This window comes from Streptomyces sp. NPDC001508 (assembly GCF_040298665.1).
GTDB lineage: Bacteria > Actinomycetota > Actinomycetes > Streptomycetales > Streptomycetaceae > Streptomyces.
In genome coordinates, this window is record NZ_JBEPAP010000081.1 from 1 (window position 1) to 21,497 (window position 21,497).

The 21,497-nt window shown below is 71.7% G+C and carries 17 protein-coding genes and 1 riboswitch; of the genes, 16 read left to right on the forward strand and 1 reads right to left on the reverse strand.

Annotated features, from left to right (window positions below):
* Positions 1-466: 466 nt before the first annotated feature.
* The gene (locus ABT245_RS40975) at positions 467-1,183 is read left to right on the forward strand and encodes an HNH endonuclease family protein (protein ID WP_351744741.1); all 717 of its coding nucleotides are present in this window, start codon (positions 467-469) and stop codon (positions 1,181-1,183) included.
* 3 nt (positions 1,184-1,186) lie between these two features.
* Here the strand turns inward: ABT245_RS40975 and ABT245_RS40980 are convergent, their stop codons facing one another.
* The gene (locus ABT245_RS40980) at positions 1,187-1,936 is read right to left on the reverse strand and encodes a hypothetical protein (protein WP_351744747.1); all 750 of its coding nucleotides are present in this window, start codon (positions 1,934-1,936) and stop codon (positions 1,187-1,189) included.
* Between the two features lie 208 nt (positions 1,937-2,144).
* On the opposite strand from ABT245_RS40980, the gene ABT245_RS40985 reads away from it, so the two are divergent.
* From ABT245_RS40985 to ABT245_RS41055, 15 genes are all read left to right on the forward strand, one after another.
* The gene (locus ABT245_RS40985; protein ID WP_351744750.1) at positions 2,145-4,481 is read left to right on the forward strand and encodes an N-6 DNA methylase; all 2,337 of its coding nucleotides are present in this window, start codon (positions 2,145-2,147) and stop codon (positions 4,479-4,481) included.
* 261 nt (positions 4,482-4,742) lie between these two features.
* A complete protein-coding gene (locus ABT245_RS40990) occupies positions 4,743-5,462 on the forward strand; it encodes a hypothetical protein (RefSeq protein WP_351744753.1) in 720 nt (239 codons plus the stop codon).
* A 38-nt stretch (positions 5,463-5,500) separates the two neighbouring features.
* Positions 5,501-6,985, forward strand: a complete 1,485-nt coding sequence (locus tag ABT245_RS40995) for a serine/threonine-protein kinase (protein WP_351744810.1) — start codon at positions 5,501-5,503, stop codon at positions 6,983-6,985.
* A 209-nt stretch (positions 6,986-7,194) separates the two neighbouring features.
* The gene (locus tag ABT245_RS41000; protein ID WP_351744755.1) at positions 7,195-8,022 is read left to right on the forward strand and encodes a glycoside hydrolase domain-containing protein; all 828 of its coding nucleotides are present in this window, start codon (positions 7,195-7,197) and stop codon (positions 8,020-8,022) included.
* Between the two features lie 140 nt (positions 8,023-8,162).
* Positions 8,163-8,813, forward strand: a complete 651-nt coding sequence (locus tag ABT245_RS41005) for a SurA N-terminal domain-containing protein (RefSeq protein ID WP_351744757.1) — start codon at positions 8,163-8,165, stop codon at positions 8,811-8,813.
* A gap of 405 nt (positions 8,814-9,218) precedes the next feature.
* On the forward strand, positions 9,219-10,241 hold the full coding sequence (locus ABT245_RS41010; protein ID WP_502982295.1) for a nucleoside triphosphate pyrophosphohydrolase: 1,023 nt from the start codon (positions 9,219-9,221) through the stop codon (positions 10,239-10,241).
* A gap of 119 nt (positions 10,242-10,360) precedes the next feature.
* Positions 10,361-12,544, forward strand: coding sequence for a hypothetical protein (locus tag ABT245_RS41015; RefSeq protein ID WP_351744762.1), 2,184 nt, complete (start codon positions 10,361-10,363; stop codon positions 12,542-12,544).
* Positions 12,541-13,869, forward strand: coding sequence for a cytochrome P450 family protein (locus tag ABT245_RS41020; protein ID WP_351744764.1), 1,329 nt, complete (start codon positions 12,541-12,543; stop codon positions 13,867-13,869). Before ABT245_RS41015 ends, ABT245_RS41020 begins: the two co-directional genes overlap by 4 nt.
* A gap of 144 nt (positions 13,870-14,013) precedes the next feature.
* The gene (locus ABT245_RS41025) at positions 14,014-15,078 is read left to right on the forward strand and encodes a transglycosylase family protein (RefSeq protein WP_351744766.1); all 1,065 of its coding nucleotides are present in this window, start codon (positions 14,014-14,016) and stop codon (positions 15,076-15,078) included.
* Positions 15,079-15,260: 182 nt separating this feature from the next.
* A riboswitch (cyclic di-AMP (ydaO/yuaA leader) is annotated at positions 15,261-15,428 on the forward strand.
* 4 nt (positions 15,429-15,432) lie between these two features.
* Complete coding sequence (locus ABT245_RS41030; protein ID WP_351744768.1) at positions 15,433-16,215, forward strand: transglycosylase family protein; 783 nt, start codon at positions 15,433-15,435, stop codon at positions 16,213-16,215.
* Positions 16,216-16,960: 745 nt separating this feature from the next.
* Positions 16,961-18,247: a phosphopyruvate hydratase gene (eno, locus tag ABT245_RS41035; protein WP_351744770.1), complete on the forward strand. Its 1,287-nt coding sequence runs from the start codon at positions 16,961-16,963 to the stop codon at positions 18,245-18,247.
* 111 nt (positions 18,248-18,358) lie between these two features.
* Positions 18,359-18,835, forward strand: a complete 477-nt coding sequence (locus ABT245_RS41040; protein WP_351744772.1) for an FtsB family cell division protein — start codon at positions 18,359-18,361, stop codon at positions 18,833-18,835.
* A 29-nt stretch (positions 18,836-18,864) separates the two neighbouring features.
* Entirely contained in the window at positions 18,865-19,419 is a 555-nt protein-coding gene (locus ABT245_RS41045; protein ID WP_351744774.1) for a DUF501 domain-containing protein, read from the forward strand.
* On the forward strand, positions 19,416-20,411 hold the full coding sequence (locus tag ABT245_RS41050) for a Ppx/GppA phosphatase family protein (RefSeq protein ID WP_351744776.1): 996 nt from the start codon (positions 19,416-19,418) through the stop codon (positions 20,409-20,411). The genes ABT245_RS41045 and ABT245_RS41050 overlap by 4 nt, the downstream gene beginning before the upstream one ends.
* Before the next feature lie 157 nt (positions 20,412-20,568).
* Positions 20,569-21,483 carry a DUF5677 domain-containing protein gene (locus ABT245_RS41055; RefSeq protein ID WP_351744778.1) on the forward strand — a complete coding sequence of 305 codons (915 nt, stop codon included), beginning with the start codon at positions 20,569-20,571 and terminating at the stop codon, positions 21,481-21,483.
* Positions 21,484-21,497: the final 14 nt, after the last annotated feature.

A 21,497-nucleotide genomic window follows, 5' to 3' on the forward strand; every position in this document is an offset into this window, starting at 1 on the left:
GGTGTGGGTGGGCTGCTCGGTGGTGGGGGTTGGTGGTCGGCGGGGTGTGGGTGGGCTGCTCGGTGGTGGGGGTTGGTGGTCGGCGGGGTGTGGGTGGGCTGCTCGGTGGTGGGGGTTGGTGGTCGGCGGGGTGTGGGTCGGCTGCTGGGCGGTGGGGGTTGGTGGTCGGCGGGGTGTGGGTCGGCTGCTGGGCGGTGGGGGTTGGTGGTCGGCGGGGTGTGGGTCGGCTGCCCGGCCGTGAGGTCGGTGGTCGACGGGGTGTGGGTCGGCTGCCCGGGGTGACGGTGGCGGTCGGCGGGATGTGAGTCGACCCACAAGTGCCCGTCGCGCCACCGGCGATACGCCCTGTTCGCCCCCAACGCCCCTTTGAGCCCTCTGTGTCGGCCACCCGTCGGCGGTTACCGTGTCCCCAGCAACGATCTGCTCCAGGCCGGGGCGGAGCAGAGGAGCCCAAGGGGGACGCGCCGTGGGGCGTCTGAGGGGCGGGGCCGCCACCGCCGCCGTCGTGATGCTTGCCGTGGCCGGCTGCACGGAACTGCAGACGGACGGATCCTCCGGGGCCGAGAACACGGGCGGCGGGGGCGCGGCCCTGGCCGCCGCAAAGTCACTGACCGTCAAGGGGCGCGCCCCGAAGACCGGTTACGCCCGCGACCGGTTCGGCACAGCCTGGGCCGACACCGACTCCAACTCCTGCGACACCCGCGACGACATCCTCCAACGCGACCTGAAAGACGTGAAGTTCACCGACGGCGACTGCAAGGTCTCCTACGGCCTGCTGGAACCCGATCCGTACTCCGGCAAGGACATCACCTACCGGCGCGGACGCAGCCAGGTGGACATCGACCACATCGTCGCCCTCTCGGACGCCTGGCAGAAGGGCGCCAAATACTGGGACGCCGGCAAACGCATAGCCCTCGCCAACGACCCGCTCAACCTGATCGCCGTCGACGCGAGCACCAACCGCGGCAAGGGAGACGGCGACACGGCGACCTGGCTGCCGCCCGACAAGTCCTACCGGTGCGCGTACGTCGCCGCCCAGGTCGCCGTGAAGAAGAAGTACGGGCTGTGGGTCACCGCCTCGGAACAGGCCGCGATGAAGAAGGTCCTCGTCGCCTGCCCGAACCAGAAACTGCCCTCCGGCGGCAACCCGACCAAGGCACCGGAGCGCTTCCACGCGCGCTGACCCTCAGCCGCCGAGCGTGTCCAGGTCGAGGATCTTGCCGGCCGGCTTCTTCGCCGGCACGGGCCGGTCGTAGTCGCTGAACGTGAGGCGCACCGCGTCCTTCGCGGACCCGCCGTCGACCTTCAGCAGATACGGCTCGCCCTCGGTGGCGACGTACAGCGTGTAGCGGTCCTTGCCGTCCTTCTCGTGCAGGACGATCGCGGGCGTGCCCCCGACGGTGGACGCCTTCCCGCGGGTGGCGTCCGAGTGGACGTCGTCCGCGCCCGAGAGCACCGAACCCAGGTCGCAGAAGCCGGCGATGTCCTTGGCGTCCTGGCCCTTCGCGGACATCTTGGTCCACTTGCCGGCCAGCATCGCCACGGCCGCGTCGGTGTCGGCCTTGGACTCGCCCTTGCTCTGGGCGCGCAGGAACGCCTCGTCGTACTTCATGTAGACGGTGCCGCCGGTCTTGATCAGCTCGGCCTTGCCCTGCCCGCCCAGGCCCAAGGTGCCGGTGCATTCGCCCTTCTTGTCCAGGGCCATGTCGATCCGGATGGTGCCGTCCGACGTGTCGTCGGCGATGTCGCCCGTCATCCGCAACGACGAGGCACCCGTGGTGGCCTTCATCGCCCGGTCGGCGATCTCCCCGCCGGTCAGTCCGGCGAACGGCTCCTTCGGTTTGTTGTCCGCCTTGTCGTGACCCGGTTGACAGCCGGTGAGCCCCGCGGCGCTCACGGCGGCGAGACAGAGGACGGCGAGTGCGGTGCGACGCATGGGAGTTCCTCGGTGAAGTGAGTTGGGCTGACGACGGCGGACGACGGCCTGGACGGCCACGGTCCCGTTCGTCACCCCACATAAGAGCAGAGCCTGTGAACCGAGTCAACATGAATCTCATTGAGTCATGTGTACACGAGCGTGAAGGGGTGGATCATGTAAACGTGGGTATGCTCGGCGTCACACGCGAACGAGGGGAGTGGGGCGGGTGCAGGACCACGCGACGGAAGTGACCGCGGCGGGGATCGCTCGGCTCGCCGGCGTCGGCCGTGCCGCCGTCAGCAACTGGCGCCGCCGGCACGCCGACTTCCCCAAGCCGGTCGGCGGTACCGAGACCAGCCCGTCCTTCGCCCTGGCCGAGGTCGAGGCATGGCTGCGCAAGCAGGGCAAACTCGCCGAGGTCCCGCTGCGCGAACGCGTCTGGCAACAGCTCGCCGGACACCCCGCGGGCCCGGTCACCGCCCTGGTGCACGCGGGGTGCGTACTCCTGCTGATCCATGAACAGCCTGCCCTCTGGCGGGACGCGAGCACCGGCACCGACGAGCGCCTGGCCGCGAAACTACCCGGCGCGCTGGAGCAGGTGTTGACCCCGCGCTTCGGCGCGCCGGGCGGAGCGGCACCGCACGCGCGCTCCTCGGCCGACGTCCCGACCCGTGTGAACCCCTGGCCGACTGTGAACCCCCGGCCTACTGTGAACGCCCGGCCCGGTGTGAACTCGCAGCCCGATGTGAACAGCCGCCCCGCTGTGAACCCTCAGGTGACTGCGAACTCGCAATCGGCCGTGAACTCGCAGTCGGCTGTGAACCTCCGGGCTGCTGTAAACCCCCTGGCTGCTGTGAACGCCCGTGCCGCCGGGAACCCCCGGGCCGCCGTGAACGCTCCGGTCGCCGTGAACCCCCAGCCCGCCGTACATACCGCCCCCGCGGTTCACACGCCCACCGGCCCCGAACTGCTCCCCTCCGCCCCGCTGCTCCGCGGTGTCGCCGAGCTGGCGGCCGAGGCGGGCGCCCCGCAGACGTTCGAGTTCCTGCTGGGGCGGCACCTGGACGCCAACCCGCGCCAGTACACGCTCACCCCGGCCGAACTCGCCCGGCTCATGGCCGATTTCGCGGGCCCCGCCCGTACCGTGCTCGATCCGGCCTGCGGCACCGGCGCCCTGCTGGGTGCCGTGACCGCCCGCCCCGACCAGGAACCGCACGCCCAGGACAGCGCCCCCGACCTCGCCGCGCTCACCGCGCTCCGGCTCGCCCTGCACACCCGCGCCACCGTCCGCGGCGCCGCCGGCGACAGCCTGCGCGCCGACGCGTACCCGTGGCTGCGCGCCGACGCCGTCCTGTGCCATCCGCCGTTCAACGAGCGCAACTGGGGCCACGACGAACTCGCCTACGACTCCCGCTGGGAGTACGGCTTCCCGGCGCGCACCGAGTCCGAGCTGGCCTGGGTGCAGCACGCGCTCGCCCGGCTGCGGGACGGCGGCACCGCCGTGCTGCTCATGCCGCCCGCCGCGGCATCCCGCCGCTCCGGCCGCCGGATCCGCGCCGACCTGCTGCGGCGCGGTGCGCTGCGGGCCGTCGTCGCGCTGCCGGTCGGGGCGGCGCCGCCGTACAACATCCCCTTGCACATCTGGGTGTTGCGCCGCCCCGACCGGGCCGTCGCGCAGCCCGAGGCGCTGCTCGTGGACACCGGGCGGTTCGCCGCGCAGGGGCGGGGCGGGCCGGACTGGCAGGCGGTGCGGGACGCCGTCCTGGACGCCTGGCGTGCCTTCGAACGCGCGGGGCGGCTCGACGAACGGCCGGGGCTCGCGCGTTCCGTGCCGGTGATCGAACTGCTCGACGACGATGTCGACCTCGCCCCGGCCCGGCACCTCCCGCCGCCCGCCGCGGCCGACGGCGCGGAGCAGCTCACGGCCGTACGGGAGCGGCTGGGCGAGACACTGCGCTTGGCCGCCGGGCTCACCCCGCCGCCCGCCGACCCCGCGCGGCCGGTGCGCTGGCCGCTGACGACGATCGGCGAACTCGCGCGCGGCGCAGCCCTGTTGATGCGCACGGGCGGAAACGGCGGCCACACGCGTGTGCCCGTCCTCACCGACCATGACGTCCTTGCCGGAACTGTGCCTTCCGGGACGCTCCCGGAGAGCGACGAGGAAGCCGTGCTGACCGAGCCGGGCGATGTCGTCGTCCCGGTGCTCGGCGGCGGCTCGGTGGCCCGTGTGATCGACGACGCGACGGCCGGCGCCGCGCTGGGCCGCAACCTCGTGCTGCTGCGCCCCGATCCCGCGGCGCTGGACCCGTGGTTCCTCGCCGGCTTCCTGCGCGGCACCGCCAACAACCGGCAGGCCAGCAGCTACGCCTCCACCGCCACCCGCCTCGACGTGCGCCGCCTGCACCTGCCGCGGCTCCCGCTCGACGAACAGCGGCGCTTCGGGGCGCGTTTCCGCGCCCTCGACGAGTTCGAGCGGGCGCTCGGGCGCGCGGGCCGGCTCGGCGAACAACTGGTGCGCGGGATGTACGACGGCCTGACCGACGGCACGGTGGCGCCCGACTGAGCCCGGCGGTACTGGATATCCCGATATGCCGCGCACCGTCCCCGGCTCTGTTCCGGCCCGCCGTGTCCGCGGAGCGGTGCGGTGCGGGCGGGCGCGGGCGCTGCGGGTCGACAACGGTTCGGTAGCTCCCTGTCCACATCGTTGGACCGCTTGTCCCCGGTGGGCCATATGCTCGAAGCGACATCGCCCGACCGGCGTCGCCCGCGCGGCGGACCGTGCCGGTAGGCAGGTACGCCCATTTCAGGCACCACAGGAGCAGCCATGCAAGGCCACGGCGACACACAGCCGGTGAAGCAGCCGCCGCACCCCGCGGTGCTGGTCTTCCTGCGCGTGCTGTTCGTGGGGCTCACCTTCGCCAGCATGGGCTTTCTGAGCTGGGCGATGATGCTGCGCCTGGCCGCCGTGACCCGCAGGGCACTGGACTGGGGCCTGCTCGTGGCGGTCCTGGTGGCCGACGTGCTCAGCGTGGTGCTGCTGGGCAGCGAGCCGGGCGACGAGATCCACACCGCCGGTGGCTATCTGGGTCTCACCGTGCTTCTCTTCACGCTCGTGGCCTCGACCGCGTACTACCTGGTCGCGGACATACGCCACTTCCAGCGACTCCAGGACGCCCACAGCGGGCCGCGGACACCGGCGTACGGCTACGGGCAGCCGCCGTTCACCGGGACGACCGTACCGATCGTGCCGCAGCCCGCGGTGCCGCAGCCCGCGACGCCGCACGCGCCCGTACGGCACACGCCGGTACCGCACGCGCCCGTACCGCCCGCGCGCGCACCTCACACGCCCATACCGCGCGCGCCCGCTGCCCGCCCGCCGGTGCCGCAGCCGCCGATACCCGCGCCGCCCGCGCGTCCGGCGCCCGCGCGCATCGACCAGGTGCGCGCCGAACTCGACGAGCTGAGCGACTATCTGCGCAGGCACGACGGGCAGCCCACGGGCGGCAACGACGACAACGGCGGCGACCGCGAGGGCGGAAGGTGAGCGTGGCGACGGGACGCGTCGTCGCCGGGCGCTACGAACTGTCCACGCTGATCGGGCAGGGCGGCATGGGCCAGGTCTGGACGGCGTACGACCAGCGGCTTGACCGGCGCGTGGCGGTGAAGCTGCTGCGCCCCGACAAGGTGGCCGGACAGGAGGCCGACGAACTGCGCCGCCGGTTCGTACGCGAGTGCCGGGTGACCGCGCAGGTCGACCACCCCGGCCTGGTGACCGTGCACGACGCGGGCAGCGAGGGCGAGGAGTTGTTCCTCGTCATGCAGTACGTGGACGGCGCCGACCTGTCCGACCACCTCGCCGAGCACGATCCGTATCCGTGGCAGGGGGCGGTCGCGGTCGCCGCGCAGCTGTGCGCCGTGCTGAGCGCCGTGCACGCGGTGCCGATCGTCCACCGGGATCTGAAGCCGCGCAACGTGATGGTGAAGCAGGACGGCACGGTCACCGTCCTCGACCTCGGCGTCGCCTCCGTGATGGACACGGACACCACGCGTCTGACCCACACGGGCTCGCCGATCGGTTCGCCCGCCTACATGGCGCCCGAGCAGGCGATGGGCGGTGCCGTCGGCCCGTACACCGACCTGTACGCGCTCGGTGTGCTGCTGCATGAACTGCTCAGCGGCGACGTGCCGTTCGTGGGTTCTACGGCGCTCGGTGTGCTGCACCGGCACCTGTACGAGCCGCCGCTGCCCGTGCGCCGGATCCGCCCCGAGGTGCCCGAGCCCCTGGAGGCGCTGGTGCTGCGCCTGCTCGCCAAGGACCCGCAGCACCGTCCCGGATCCGCGCAGGAGGTGTACGAGCACCTGGCGCCGCTCCTGCCCGGGCGGGGCACACCGACCGGGCAACCGCTGGATCCCACGCGCCCTTTCCTGCGCCCGCACGCCCCCTGGCCGGACGTCGCGCGCACGCCCGTGTCCTCGCCCGCCCCGGTGCCGGCCGTCCCCGGCAGAACCGATGTCGCCGCCGCGGTCGACGAGGTCAAGCGGCTGCTCGGCGAGGGACGCATCACCCAGGCCGTCGACATCCTCGGCGCGATCCTGCCGGCCGCCGCCGAGCAGCACGGCGAGCATTCCCCGGTCGTGCGCACGCTGCGCAAGCAGTACGCGGCCACGCTGATGGACGACGGCCAGTACCGGCGCGCGCTGCCCGAACTGCGCCGCCTGGCCGACGAGCGCGCCGCCGAGGCCGGCCCGTCCGATCCGCAGTCCCTGCGCTTCCGCTACGAGGCCGCCCAGTGCCTGGAACAACTCGGCGATGCGGCGGCGGCGCTCGCCGAGTACCGTGCGCTGCTGCCGTACTACGAGAACCAGTACGTGTCCGGTGACCCGCGGCTCGGCCACGACGTGCGGCGCCGCATCGGTCATCTGCTGCTCGCGCTCGGCGACCGGCCCGCCGCCCACGACACGCTCGCGCGGCTGCTGATCGACGTGGAGCGGGTGCACGGCCCCGGCCACCCGCTGGCCGCCGAGGTCAGGCGGAGCCTGCAGTGGCTGGGACAGGTGCGCGGCTAGTCTTTGCCGACTCCTGTGGGAATCTTGTGATCTTCTGGGGGCGGAGTTTTCCGAAGGCGGGGACGCGGCCGGATAGGTTGCGGTTCGTTTTTGCCAGTCAGTGCGTGCCAGGCAGTGCGCGCCGGACAGCGCGTGCACGGCGGGTGCCGGACAGCGTGTGCCGGCCGGCGGGCCGTCGCGGGCACCGAGCGATCAGGGGTGGGGTCTTCATGTCCAGCCATCGGCAGTCCAAGAAGCGCAGATACATCACGTGGGCTGCGGCGGGCGCCGTCATCGCGGCCGGCGCGGGCATCGCCGCGCAGACCTCCATGGCCGCCACCACCTGGCCCGCGCAGAAGACGTACACCGGCCGCGCCTTCGACACCTGCGCCGCGCCCTCGCTGGCCGCGATGAAGGCCTGGCACACCGGCTTCTACGGGGCCGCCGCCGTCTACGTGGGCGGCAAGAACCGCGGCTGCAACCAGCCCAACCTGACCGCCTCCTGGGTCAAGTCCGTCAAGGCCGTCGGCTGGAAGCTCATCCCGATCTACGTCGGCGCCCAGCCGCCCTGCCAGACCGGTTCCAGCCCGGAGAAGATCACGGCCACCACCGCCGCCTCCCTCGGCGCGCACGACGCCGCCGACGCCGTGGCCAAGGCCGCCGCGCTCGGCATGAAGGCCGGCAGCCCGATCTACCTGGACATGGAGGCGTACGACGTCACGAACAAGGCGTGCAACAACGCCGTCCTGACATATGTGCGCTCCTTCACGAAGACGCTGCGCGGCAAGACGTACCGCGGCGGCATGTACGGCTTCACCAGTTCCAGCGCGAAGGCGATCGCCACCGCGACGGACAAGACGGACCTGCCGGGCAACCTCTGGTACGCGCTGTGGGACAAGAAGAACACCACGACCACGGACTGGCCGTGGGGCCCGACCCAGTACACCGACCACAGCCGCGGCCACCAGTACATGGTGAACAGCAAGGAGACGCGGAACGGCTACACGATCACCGTGGACCGGGACGCCTGGGACGCACCGGTGGCCATCGTCGGCTGACATCGCCGCGCGGGGACGGGCCGGTGCCCGAAGAGCAGGTGAATCGTTGGTCCGATGGGTTGGCCAGAGGCTGCCCACTGCCTACCATCGATCACCGCAAGACCTTGTGCACCGTCGCACAATCTCCTCGGGAGGCTTCCTTGCACCGCCGCCGTCGCACCGCGCTCGTCCTGTCCGCCGCGATCGCCGCCGCGGCACCCCTGCTCACCGCCTGTGGAAGCGAGGCGCATCCCGGCGCGGCGGCCGTCGTGGGCGGTCAGCGGATCACGGTCGCCCAGCTGGAGGACCGGGTGAACGAGGTACGCCGGGCGCAGCGGGCGGCGGTGCCGGACGAGAGCCAGTACCAGCAGGTCCTCGCCTCCACCAGCAGCCTCACCCGCGACACCCTGCACAACATGGTCCTCGACCGGGTGCTGCACCGGGCCGCGCAGGACGAGGGCGTCACCGTGAGCCGCAAGGAACTCCAGCAGATGCGCACCGGCCTGGAGCAGCAGGCGGGCGGCGCGAAGGTGCTGGAGACGACGTGGCTCCAGCGGTACGGGGTCGCACCGGACCGGCTCGACGACAACCTCCGGATCCAGCTGGAGGCCCAGAAGCTCGCCCAGAAGCTCGGCACCGACACCTCGGCGCCCGCCTTCTGGAAGGTCATGTCCGCCGCCTCCGCGGAACTGCGGATCGACCTCAACCCGCGCTATGGCACCTGGAACGTGGAGAAGAGCAGCCGCGTCGACGCGAAGACACCATGGGTGCGGGAGATCACGGCGAGCGGCACCCCGCAGCAGACGGCCTGACACCGCGGGTACGAGCCGACAGCCGGTGAAGGCCCGCGTGGCCTGACACCGCAGGTCAGGGCCGGGCCCGCTCGCAGCGCAGGTGTGCTGGGCCGCAGCGCAGGTGGGCTGGGCCGCGGGTGACGGTCTGGGGCGTCTGAGTCGGGCCGCGGTTGACGACGCGGGTCGCTTGGGCCGGGCGCCGGTGACGACGCGGGTTGCTTGGGCCGGTCGCTGGTGACAATGCGGGTCGCTTGGGCCGGTCGCTGGTGACAATGCGGGTCGCTTGGGCCGGTCGCCGGTGACGATCTGGGTCGCTTGGGCCCGGGCCGCCGGTGACGGCTTGGGCCGAGATCCGCCCGTGGCGGTCATACGATCGCATCGGCCGACCCTGCCTGTGGACAACTCACGGGGCGGTCGGCGGGTGTGCGTTACGTTCGATGCGTGAACACCACCAGCCTCGAATCCGCCGCACCGGAACCGGGCCCGGACGCCGCCCCGGGCCGCGTCGTCCTGCTCACCACCAGCCACCGCGTCGCGCCCGGCCTGCTGTCCTGGCCCGCCTGGCAGGCGCTGCGCGCCGCCGACCGGGTGCTGTGCGCGGACGGCGCGCATCCGCAGCTGCCCTATCTGCGGGAGGCCGGCATATCCGTTCAGGAGGCGTCCCCGAGCGCCCCGGAACTGGTCGACGCCTGCGCCGGCGGGCACACGGTGGTGGTCGTGGCGACCGGTGAGGGCGAACCGGCCCTCACCGACGGACTGGCCCGCCTCGCCGGCTCCGGCCGCGTCCGGATGCCCGCGCTGGAACTGCTCCCCGCCTCCTACGACCTGCCGGGCGCCCGGCTCCTCGACCTCGTCCAGGTCATGGACCGCATCCGCGCCGAGTGCCCCTGGTCGTCCCGCCAGACCCACCAGGGCCTGGCGAAGTACGGCATCGAGGAGGCGTACGAACTCGTCGAGGCGATCGAGGCCGGCGACCGCGACGAACTCAGGGAGGAACTGGGCGACGTCCTGCTCCAGGTCGTCTTCCACTCCCGCATCGCCGAGGAGGACGCCGACGCACCGTTCTCCATCGACGACGTGGCCGGCGGCATCGTCGCCAAGCTGATCCACCGGCACCCGCATGTCTTCGGCGACGAGACCGCCGAGACCCCGGAGGACGTCAAGGAACACTGGCTGCGCACGAAGGCGGAGGAGAAGCGGCGCGCCTCCGTGACCGACGGCGTCCCGCTCGGCCAGCCCGGGCTCGCCCTCGCCGCCAAGCTCGCCTCCCGCGTGCGTACGGCCGGGCTGGAGGTGCCGCTGCCGCGGGGCGAGGGCATCGGCTACGAACTGCTGGCGCTGGCGGCGCGGGCCGAGGCGGAGGGCGTCGACCCCGAAGCGGCACTGCGGGCGGCGGCCCGGGCCTACCGGGACGCGGTGCGTACGACGGAGGGGGTGGACGCCTAGGTATCGCAGGCATCGCTCGGCCAGCGGGGGACCGGCCAGGACCGGCTCGGGGACCGCCCGGCGGACAGACCGCTAGTACCGTGGGTCACACGGGTGGCCGCTATGCGTGGGGGCGTTGCATGGAGCGGGAGTTGGAGTGGCTCGTGGGCAAGCTCCAGGAGATGCCCGCCGCACAGCGGGAGTTACGGTTCCCCGGGTACGCGAGTCCGGAGTCGATGCGCAGCTATCTGCTCGCGCTGCGGGAGCAGAGCCCGGAGGCATACCGGCAGTTCGTCGACCGGATGAGGACCACCGGCCGCCCCACGGACGCCCCCGAACGATGGTTCCCGCCCTACCCCGACTCCCCACACACCGCGCCCTCGCACCCCAACTCCCCGCATCCCGACTCTCCGTACCCCAACTCTCCGCGTCCCGACTCCCCGCACCCCAACTCCCCCCGTCCCGACTCTCCGTACACCGATTCCGACATCCCCGGCTCCGACATCCCCGGCTCCGACAGCGCCCGCTCCGACAGCGCCCGCTCCAACATCCCCGGCTCCAACAGCCCCGACTCCGACAGTCCGGCAGACGCCGACCCCTACGGCACCGACCCCGACGCCCGAAGCAACTCCCTTTTCAGCGCGCCCCTTTCCAGCGCCTCCAACTCCACCGACGCCCGCGCCGCCGATGCCCGCGCCACAGACGCCCGTGCCGCCGACACTCATGCCACCAACCCCCTCGCCGTCGACGCCCGTGCCGCAGCCGACTTCCTCATCGGCGACATCCGCTCCGAACGTGCCGGCCAGGCACCCGCCCCCTTGGACGCCCTCCGCCACGACCACCCCCACCCGGCGCCGCCCGCGGCCCCCGCGCCCGCAGGTGTCGACGCCCCCGCTCCCGCCCCGCTCGCCGACCACGTCGACTTCCGCGACGCCACCTTCCACGCCGATGTGATCGGCGTGCAGCACCGCCACTATCCGGTCGTGCCGATGCCCACGCCGGTGCAGTGGAGCCCCGTGGACGAGGTGGACCCCGTGGAGTTCGGGGTGCAGCCGACCCGGCTCGTCCCAGGGCTGCCGGAAGTACCGCCGTACGTCCCCCGGGACTGCGACGGACAGCTGCGGGACCTGCTGCTGGAGGGCGGCGGGCTGGTGGTGGTCCTGGGCGAGCGGTCCGTCGGCAAGTCGTACACCGCGTGGAACGCCGTGCGGTCGCTGGCGGAGCAGGGGTATCTGCTCTACGCCCCCGATCCGCACGAGGACCTGCGCGCGCTGCCCACCGGGCCGAAGGGCGACGCGGGCAAGCGGGTCCTGTGGCTCGATGAACTCGGCGACCACCTCGGCGGCCGGAGCGGACTGGACCGGCGGCTGCTGGGACGCTTCGCCCACCGGGGCGTGGTGGTGCTCGGCACGATGGAGCCGGAGGAGTACTACCGGCGCAGGTCCGGGACCGGGCCCGGCGAGAGCGTGCTGACGCGGGCGCGCACGGTCCCGCTGGCCCGCGAGTGGAGCGAGTCCGAGCTGGCGCGGCTGGCCGGGCACACCGACGACCCGCGTGCCTACCCGGCCTATATGTGGAGCGGGCGGGAGGGCGCCGCCTCCTACTTCGCGATCGGGCACCTGCTGTTCGACGAGTGGCAGCGCGCCGGTACACAGGCCGAGCATCCGCGCGGGCGGCTGCTGGTCCGGGTGGCCGTCGACCTGGCGCGATGCGGTGTCACGGAGGCCGTGTCGGTGGAACTGCTGCTGCGGGCGGCGGGCTGCTATCCGGCCGAGGGGGTGGAACGGGAACCGTTGGAGGCCGCGCTGGCCTGGGCCACGGCGCCGATGTTCGGGATATCGGGGCTGCTCGTGGAGGGGGAGACCAGCGGCACCTGGCGGGCGTACGGGGCGCTCGTCGCGGAGGCGCTGCGGGCGGGGGACCTGCCGCCCGTTCCGGACGGGGTGTGGTGGACGCTGCTGGGCGACCGGGAGGTCGACCGGGCGGCCGTTTTGGACGCGGCGAAGGCCGCGCTGCGTGCGCGGGTCGAGGGCGGCGACGTCCCGGTGATGATGCGGTTCGCGTCGCTGACCGAGGGTGAGGAGCGGGAGGGCTGGTACCGGCGGGCCGCGGACCTCGGGCACGACCGTGCGGCGCTGCGGCTGGCGACACTGCTGCTGCGCCGCGGCGAGGACGGCGAGGCGATCCCGTACCTGGAGGTGGCGGCGCGGCGGGGCGTGGTGGAGGCGGCCCGGCAGCTCGCCGTGATCTACGAGGTCCGCGCCCGGTACTGGCGGGACCGGAGCCTGGCCCACCCCTCGCCGCCCGATACGGTCGGGGAGTGACCGACCAGCCCCACCCCCCGAAGCCCGCCCCCGCCGCGCCCGACCTTTTCACCTGGGAGTTCGCCGCAGACCCCTACCCGGCCTACGCCTGGCTGCGCGAGCACGCCCCGGTGCGCCGGACGGAGCTGCCGAGCGGGGTCGAGGCCTGGCTGGTCACCCGTTACGCCGACGCCAAGCAGGCCCTGGCCGATCCGCGGCTGTCGAAGAACCCGGCGCACCACGACGAGCCCGAGCACGCCCGCGGCAGGACCGGCATCCCGGGGGAGCGCAAGGCCGAGCTGATGACGCATCTGCTGAACATCGACCCGCCGGACCACACCCGGCTGCGCCGGCTGGTCAGCAAGGCGTTCACACCACGGCGGGTCGCCGAGTTCGCCCCGCGCGTGCAGCAGCTCACCGACCGGCTCATCGACGGGTTCGCGGACCGGGGCTCAGCCGACCTCATCCACGAGTTCGCCTTCCCGCTGCCCATCTACGCCATCTGCGACCTGCTCGGCGTCCCGCGTGAGGACCAGGACGACTTCCGGGACTGGGCGGGGATGATGATCCGGCACGGCGGCGGGCCGCGGGGCGGCGTGGCCCGGTCGGTGAAGAAGATGCGCGGCTATCTGGCCGAGCTGATCCACCGTAAGCGCGCGGCGCTGCCCGGCGAGCCCGCCCCCGGCGAGGACCTCATCTCCGGGCTCATCCGCGCCTCCGACCACGGCGAGCACCTGACCGAGAACGAGGCCGCCGCGATGGCCTTCATCCTGCTGTTCGCCGGGTTCGAGACGACCGTCAACCTCATCGGCAACGGCATGTACGCGCTGCTCACCCACCCCGAGCAGCGGCGCCGCCTGCAACAGTCCCTCGCGGCCGGGGAACGGGACCTGCTGGCGAGCGGCGTCGAGGAGCTGCTGCGCTACGACGGCCCGGTCGAGCTGGCCACCTGGCGGTTCGCCACCGAGCCGGTCAGCATCGGCGGGCAGCGGATCGCGCCGGGCGACCCCGTTCTCGTCGTCCTCGCCGCGGCGGACCGGGATCCGGAGCGGTTCGCCGACCCGGACGTGCTCGATCTCGGCCGACGTGACAATCAGCACCTCGGCTACGGCCACGGCATCCACTACTGCCTCGGCGCGCCGCTCGCCCGGCTGGAGGGCAGGTCCGCCCTCGCCGCCCTCCTCACCCGCCTCCCCGACCTGCGACTTGCGGTGGAACCTGCCGATCTGCGGTGGCGCGGCGGGCTCATCATGCGTGGACTGCGTACTTTGCCCGTAGAGTTCACGCCCGTCCGGCAAGAGGCCGGAATGGGAGATTCCGGAGCCCCTTGCCCCGACGGAAGATGACAGACCCTCAAGTTTGTGATCTTCATGTGATCTGCGCGGCATGAACTTGTGACAGGTGATCGTGTGCCGCTACGTTCACCCATCGGTGCGGTGTCCCGGTGTGGCCGCCGCGCCGGTCAGTGCTGTCGCGCGAAAGGCTTCCGCATGCTCTCCGGGAACGGTCGTCACCGGCGCCCCCGTCAGGCTCCGGCCTTCGTCGTCGCGGCCGGAGTGACCGGCTCCGCGATCGCCATCCCGCTGCTCGGCGCCACCGGCGCGAGCGCCGCCGACGGCACCACCTGGGACCGGGTCGCCGAGTGCGAGAGCGGCGGTTCATGGAGTGCCAGCACCGGCAACGGATACTTCGGCGGGCTGCAGATCTCGCAGCAGGACTGGGACGGACACGGCGGTCTTGAGTATGCGACGACCCCGGACCAGGCCAGCCGTTCGCAGCAGATAGCCGTGGCCGAGAAGATCCTCGCCGACCGGGGCACCACCCCGTGGGCGACCTGTGCCCTGCTCTCCGGGCTCACCTCGAAGTCGGGCTCCGTCGGCGTCGACACCGGCGTCACGGACGGCGGTTCGTCCGGCTCGACGGGCTCCACGAAGTCCGCCGGCCCGTCAGACACACAGAAATCGCTGGATTCCACCGATTCGCCGGAAGTATCTGAATCATCCGGCTCGACCGACTCGTCCTCGCCCTCCGACCCCGCGGCTTCCGGCACGGAGACCTCGCCGTCCACCTCGCCCTCGTCGAGCGCGAGCCCGAGCCCGAGCCCGAGCGTGAGCGCGAGCGCGAGCCGCGATGTGACGGACGGTCGTACGGATTCCACCGAGCCCGGCGGGTCGGCCTCGTCCGAGCCCGGCGCCTCGCCCAAGGACGACTCGCCCACCGAGGACCCCGAGTCCGCGGACTCGGACAACTCCTGGCGCAGCGGAGGCTCCTGGAGCCTGGTCGACACCGGATCCCTCGGGGGTGGTCGCCACCGGGGCGACAGTGCGGACGAGAACGGGGCGAGCGGGACGGCTGACCCGGGGTCAGACCCCTCCGGGCGGCACGCCTACACCGTCCGCGTAGGCGACACCCTCGCCTCCATCGCCGACTCCCTTGACGTGGACGGCGGCTGGCGTGCGCTCTACGCCGTCAACGAGAAGGCCATCGGTGCCGACCCGAACCACATCGCCCCCGGTCAGGCCCTGGATGTCGGGGTCGAAACGGGCGAAAAGTAGCGGGAGCTGACGTCCCGTTTCATGCGTCATGTCCGGTTTGTTGAAAGTGTGGGATGAGTCTCAGAAGCCCTGATCGTCTTTGAAATTCCGGCGATCGCGTGCCTACGGTCATGACCGCTCGCCACCGCGAGCCCCGGCTGCCGCAACGCCGAGTCCTGCCAGCGGCCGTACGGGAACAGTCGTCGCGTCAAGCGCCGTAGGCAGGAGCGGGGGACCCAAGGTAAGTGCCGCGCCGGTCGGTTGACCGAAGCGGCTCGGGGTGAAGCCACGCCTCCACACGGAGACGTGGCCGGGCAACTCAACCGGCCCGAACCCGACAGCTCACCTCGCAGGCGTCGGTGAGGGGATCCATCCATGCTGTTCTTCGGCAAGGGCAAGCACCGTCAGTCGTCCAAGGTCACCCGTGTCGTGGCGCTCGCCGGTGTCACCGGCGCCGCCGTCGCCGCCCCGCTGATGGCGGCCGGCAACGCCTCCGCCGCCAGCGCCTCCGAGTGGGACACCGTCGCCCAGTGCGAGTCCGGCGGCAACTGGTCCATCAACACCGGCAACGGCTACTACGGCGGCCTGCAGTTCTCGGCCTCCACCTGGGCCGCGTACGGCGGCACGCAGTACGCGGGCACCGCCGACAGGGCCAGCAAGTCGCAGCAGATAGCGATCGCCGAGAAGGTCCTCGCGGGCCAGGGCAAGGGTGCCTGGCCGGTCTGCGGCAAGGGCCTGTCCGGCGCCGCCTACAACGGCGGCGGCTCCGCGTCCGGCGGCAACACCGGCTCCTCGAACACCACCACGGGCGCCGGCTCGTCGAACGCCGGCTCCGGCGCCGGCTCGTCGAACACCGGTTCCGGTGCCGGTACTGGTTCTTCGAATTCTTCGAACGCCGGCACCGACCGTTCCACCGAGCGGCAGTCCGCCTCCCGTTCCGCCGACCGTCCGGCCGCGGACAAGACGGTCACCACCCCGACCGGCGAGAAGGTCAAGAAGGGTGACGGCGAGTACAAGGTCGTCAAGGGCGACACCCTCAGCTCGATCGCCGAGCGGCACGGCGTCAAGGGCGGCTGGCAGAAGCTGTTCCGGCTGAACCAGGACATCGTCGAGAACGCCGACCTCATCTACCCGGGTCAGCTGCTGCACCTGAAGTGACAGCCGGCCGACAGTCCGGCCACAGCCCCCGCACAGCGGCGCCCTCCACCGTGGAGGGCGCCCCGGGGCCGCCCCCGTCCCCACGGACCCCCCGCCCCGGCGCGTCTTCCCCCGTACGCGCCGGGGCGGGGCCTTTCCACACCGCGGTGACCAGGCGGACGGCATGGGCGCGGGCGGCGGCCGTGGAGACCTGCCGGCCCCCCACGCTCACCGCAGCCCCCTCACCCGCAGCCCCCTCACCCGCAGCCCCCTCACCGGCAGCCCTCTCACCCGCAGCCCCCTCACCGGCAGCCCTCTCGCCCGCAGCCCCCTCACCGGCAGCCCTCTCGCCCGCAGCCCTCTCGCCCGCAGCCCCCTCACCGGCAGCCCTCTCACCCGCCGTCCCCTCCCCGTCGCTCCCCTTGCTCCAGCCGCCCCAGCGCCCCAGCCGCCCCAGCGGCCCCCGGCCCCGCCCCCGCCTCCCGTCCCGCGTCTGAGGCGCCTCGGTCTCCGGCTGGTCGTCCGCGGCAGCTTCTTCTTCTCGTCCTCTCCCTGTCTCTCCGGGTCTTCCGTCGCGTCGTCTCCGTCTGCTGCGGCCCACGGTTTTCGCACCGCGCTTTGTTCCGGTTGGAAACAATGTGTACCGTCAGCCTGTCGTCACCCCGTCCACGGGGCGGTCGGCGACCGGCCGGGGGCCCCGGTCCGGTTAGGCTCTAGTCGCAAGGCGCACAGCCCCGCACTTCCAGCGTCACATTCCAAGAAGGAGATGCTCGTGCCGTCCATCGACGTCGTCGTAGCCCGGGAAATCCTGGACTCCCGAGGCAATCCCACGGTCGAGGTCGAGGTCGGCCTCGACGACGGCAGCACGGGTCGTGCCGCCGTCCCGTCCGGCGCCTCCACCGGCGCCTTCGAGGCCATCGAACTGCGTGACGGTGACCCCAACCGCTACCAGGGCAAGGGCGTCGAGAAGGCCGTCCTCGCCGTCATCGAGCAGATCGGCCCGGAGCTGGTCGGCTACGACGCCACCGAGCAGCGTCTGATCGATCAGGCCATGTTCGACCTGGACGCCACCGACAACAAGGGCTCGCTCGGCGCCAACGCCATCCTGGGCGTCTCCCTCGCCGTCGCCCACGCCGCCTCCGAGGCCAGCGACCTCCCCCTCTTCCGCTACCTGGGCGGCCCGAACGCGCACCTGCTGCCGGTGCCGATGATGAACATCCTGAACGGCGGCTCGCACGCCGACTCCAACGTGGACATCCAGGAGTTCATGATCGCCCCGATCGGCGCGGAGTCCTTCTCCGAGGCCCTGCGCTGGGGCGCCGAGGTCTACCACACCCTCAAGTCCGTCCTGAAGTCCAAGGGCCTGTCCACCGGCCTCGGCGACGAGGGCGGCTTCGCCCCGAACCTGGGCTCCAACCGCGATGCCCTCGACCTCATCCTCGAAGCGATCAAGCAGGCCGGCTACGTGCCCGGCGAGCAGATCGCCCTGGCGCTCGACGTCGCCGCCTCCGAGTTCTACAAGGAGGGCAAGTACGTCTTCGAGGGCAAGGAGCGCTCCGCCGCCGAGATGACGGAGTACTACGAGGAGCTGGTCGCGGCCTACCCGCTCGTCTCCATCGAGGACCCGCTGTTCGAGGACGACTGGGCCGGCTGGAAGGTCATCACGGACAAGCTCGGCGACAAGGTCCAGCTCGTCGGCGACGACCTGTTCGTCACCAACCCCGAGCGGCTGGCCCGCGGCATCGAGGAGGGCAGCGCCAACGCCCTGCTGGTCAAGGTCAACCAGATCGGCTCCCTGACCGAGACCCTGGACGCCGTCGAGCTGGCCCAGCGCAACGGCTTCAAGTGCATGATGTCCCACCGCTCCGGCGAGACCGAGGACGTCACCATCGCCGACCTGGCCGTCGCCACCAACTGCGGCCAGATCAAGACCGGCGCCCCGGCCCGCTCCGAGCGCGTCGCCAAGTACAACCAACTGCTGCGCATCGAGGAGATCCTCGACGACGCCGCGGTGTACGCGGGCCGCAGCGCGTTCCCCCGTTTCAAGGGCTGATCCGGTAAGGGCCAGGGCTCAGCCAGTCGTACGTACGTCCCCGTACCCGGTCCCGTACCGTGTCCGGGGACGTACGCGCGTATGACGCACGCAGGCAAGGGGAGGCGGGAGATGGCCGCGAAGGACCGGGACCGGTTCTCCACCGCGACCAGGCTGCGGCTGCTCGGGGAGCAGACGGCGGCCCGGGTCTACCGCTCCCAGACCCGTCGCCAGGCCCGCCGTTCCCGGCTCACCGGCCGGGCCGCGCTGCTCGCCCTTGTCCTGTGCACGATGGTGGTGGCGCTCGCCTACCCGATGCGGCAGTACGTCTCCCAGCGGTCCGAGATCGCCGACCTGGAGCGGCAGCAGCGGCAGGCCGAGGAGCGGGTCGAGCAACTGCGCGACCTCAAGGCGCGCTGGCAGGACGACGCGTACGCGCAAGCGCAGATCCGGCAGCGGCTGCACTATGTGATGCCCGGCGAGACCGGCTACGTCGTCATCGACCCGAACGCGGCCAAGCAGGCCCGCGCCGACCACGGGGCCGCCCACCGCCCGTGGTACGCCAACGTCTGGGACGGCGTCGACACATCCGACGCCTCCGACCAGTGAACCGACAGAAAGACACCCCGAACACAGTCATGGAAACGCCTCCGCCGCGCACTGCGCGCACCGAGCCCACCGACGTGGACGTCGCGGCCTTCGAGCAGCAGCTCGGCCGACCGCCCCGGGGGCTGCGGGCGATCGCCCACCGCTGCCCGTGCGGGCAGCCGGACGTTGTGGAGACGGCCCCGCGGCTGCCGGACGGCACCCCGTTCCCGACGCTGTACTACCTGACGTGCCCGCGCGCCTCCTCGGCGATCGGCACCCTGGAGGCGAACGGCGTCATGAAGGAGATGACGGACCGCCTGGCCACCGACCCCGAGCTGGCCGCCGCCTACCGCGCCGCGCACGAGGACTACATCCGGCGCCGGGACGCGATCGAGGAGCTGACCGGCTTCCCGAGCGCGGGCGGCATGCCGGACCGGGTGAAGTGCCTGCACGTCCTGGTCGCCCACGCGCTGGCCGCGGGGCCCGGGGTGAACCCGCTGGGCGACGAGGCGATCGCCCTGCTGCCCGAGTGGTGGCGCAAGGGGCCGTGCGTGACGGTCCCCCCGAAGGACACCGACCACATCCCGGAGGGGGACGACCAGTGACCCGCGTGGCCGCCGTCGACTGCGGTACGAACTCGATCCGGCTGCTTGTCGCCGACGCCGCCGTCTCCGAGGGCGCCTCGGGCGCGGGGGCGACGGGCGAACTCGTCGAACTGGACCGGCGGATGACCATCGTGCGGCTCGGCCAGGGCGTCGACCGCACCGGCCGGCTCGCCCCCGAGGCCCTGGAGCGGACGTTCGCCGCCTGCCGGGAGTACGCGGCGATCATCAAGGAGCACGGCGCCGAGCGGCTGCGGTTCGTGGCCACGTCCGCCTCCCGGGACGCGGAGAACCGGGACGAGTTCGTGCGGGGAGTGCTGGACATCCTGGGCGTGGAGCCCGAGGTGATCTCCGGGGACCAGGAGGCGGAGTTCTCCTTCACGGGGGCCACCGCGGAGCTGAAGGGCCGCACCGACCTGGCCCGGCCCTACCTGGTGGTGGACATCGGCGGCGGCTCGACCGAGTTCGTGGTCGGTGACGAGCGGGTGCGCGCGGCGCGCTCCGTCGACGTGGGCTGTGTGCGGATGACCGAGCGGCACCTGGTGCGCGACGGCGTGGTGAGCGACCCGCCCACCGAGGCGCAGATCGCCGCCATGCGGGCCGACATCGAGGCGGCGCTCGACCTCGCCGAGAAGACGGTGCCGCTGCGCGAGGCGCGCACGCTCGTGGGGCTCGCGGGGTCCGTGACCACCGTGTCGGCGATCGCGCAGGAACTGCCCGCGTACGACTCCGCCCGCATCCACCACTCCCGGATCTCCCGCGACCGGGTCGCCGAGATCACCGGGTGGCTGCTGCGCTCCACGCACGCGGAGCGGGCCGCGATCCCGTCCATGCACCCGGGCCGCGTCGACGTCATCGGCGCGGGCGCCCTGATCCTGCTGACCATCATGGACCGCACCGCCACCCCCGAGATCGTCGTCAGCGAACACGACATCCTCGACGGCATCGCCTTCAAAGTGGCAGAAGAGGCCGAAGAGGGTAAGAAGGGTGACTGACCTGCGGTGATACACCGAGACTAGGTACACGACGGCCCAGTTCCTCGCAGTGAGGAACTGGGCCGTCGGTCCTTGGGGGAACCGTACTGTCGCGCACTGGATTGCCGGGGTGCGAAAACCGGCTGCCGAGTTCTCGGCAGGCCGTTAGTGTTCGGCAATGGCTACCAGCGAGGAGCATGGCGCGCCGCGTGGCGCAGCCGAGGGAAACCGTCCCGACTGGGCAATCATTACGCCAGACGCGAGGATGCGGCCCTTGTTCGACGTGGTAGATGAGGTAATCGTTGCCGCTGAACAAGCTGTGGAGGCGGTAGCCGACACGGAAGATCACTTCGTTCGCTCCGATAGTTACGTCCTCGCGCGTGGCATCAACGGCGTCAAGTCCGCCCGGCTTTTGATCAGTGCGGGGCATTGGGAGCATGCTACGGCGTTGGCGCGCCAGTTGTTTGAGCTGCTTGTGAACATGGAGCACTTCGGTTCGTTCGGTGATCGCGTAGAGGCACAGAAGCTCTATACCGGGTTCGGTCTGCTTCAGTTCTTTTTGGCGGAGTTTCGACGTATCGAATTCGAGAAGGGGCGAGGGCGCCCGGGAGGCTCTCCGTGGGAATTGAGCGTTAAGGATTACCTGGAGAACCATTGCGCCGAATTTAAGTTGCCGCCGCGAGCTGATGGTGTGGTGCGGTGGCGCTCAAGCTGGAGCGGGAAGACGATCCGTGCGCTGGCGGAGTCGTCGCCGGATCCGATGCGGGTGCCGCAGTACGAGCTGTTGTTCTCGGCGTGGTCCGAGCAGACTCATGCGACTCCTGGGGTCTTCGCGAATGATCTTTTCCTTCAGTACGAAGAGGAAGTGATCGCTGAGGCGCTTGCAGAAATCGAGGGGATACCGCCGGAATTTATTCCGCCGATCGGTGGCGCGGCTCGCAGGGAAGTTCAGACATTGAGTATGGCGACTGTGCTATTTATGCAGCTGTGGCAGCAGCTGCCGAACGTGAATCAGCCGGGTTCGCGATGGCCTGATTGGCTGGAGAGGATAAAGGATTTCGCCGGGGGAAAGGGGCTCCCGATTGCTGAGTAAGTGTGCCCGGGCGT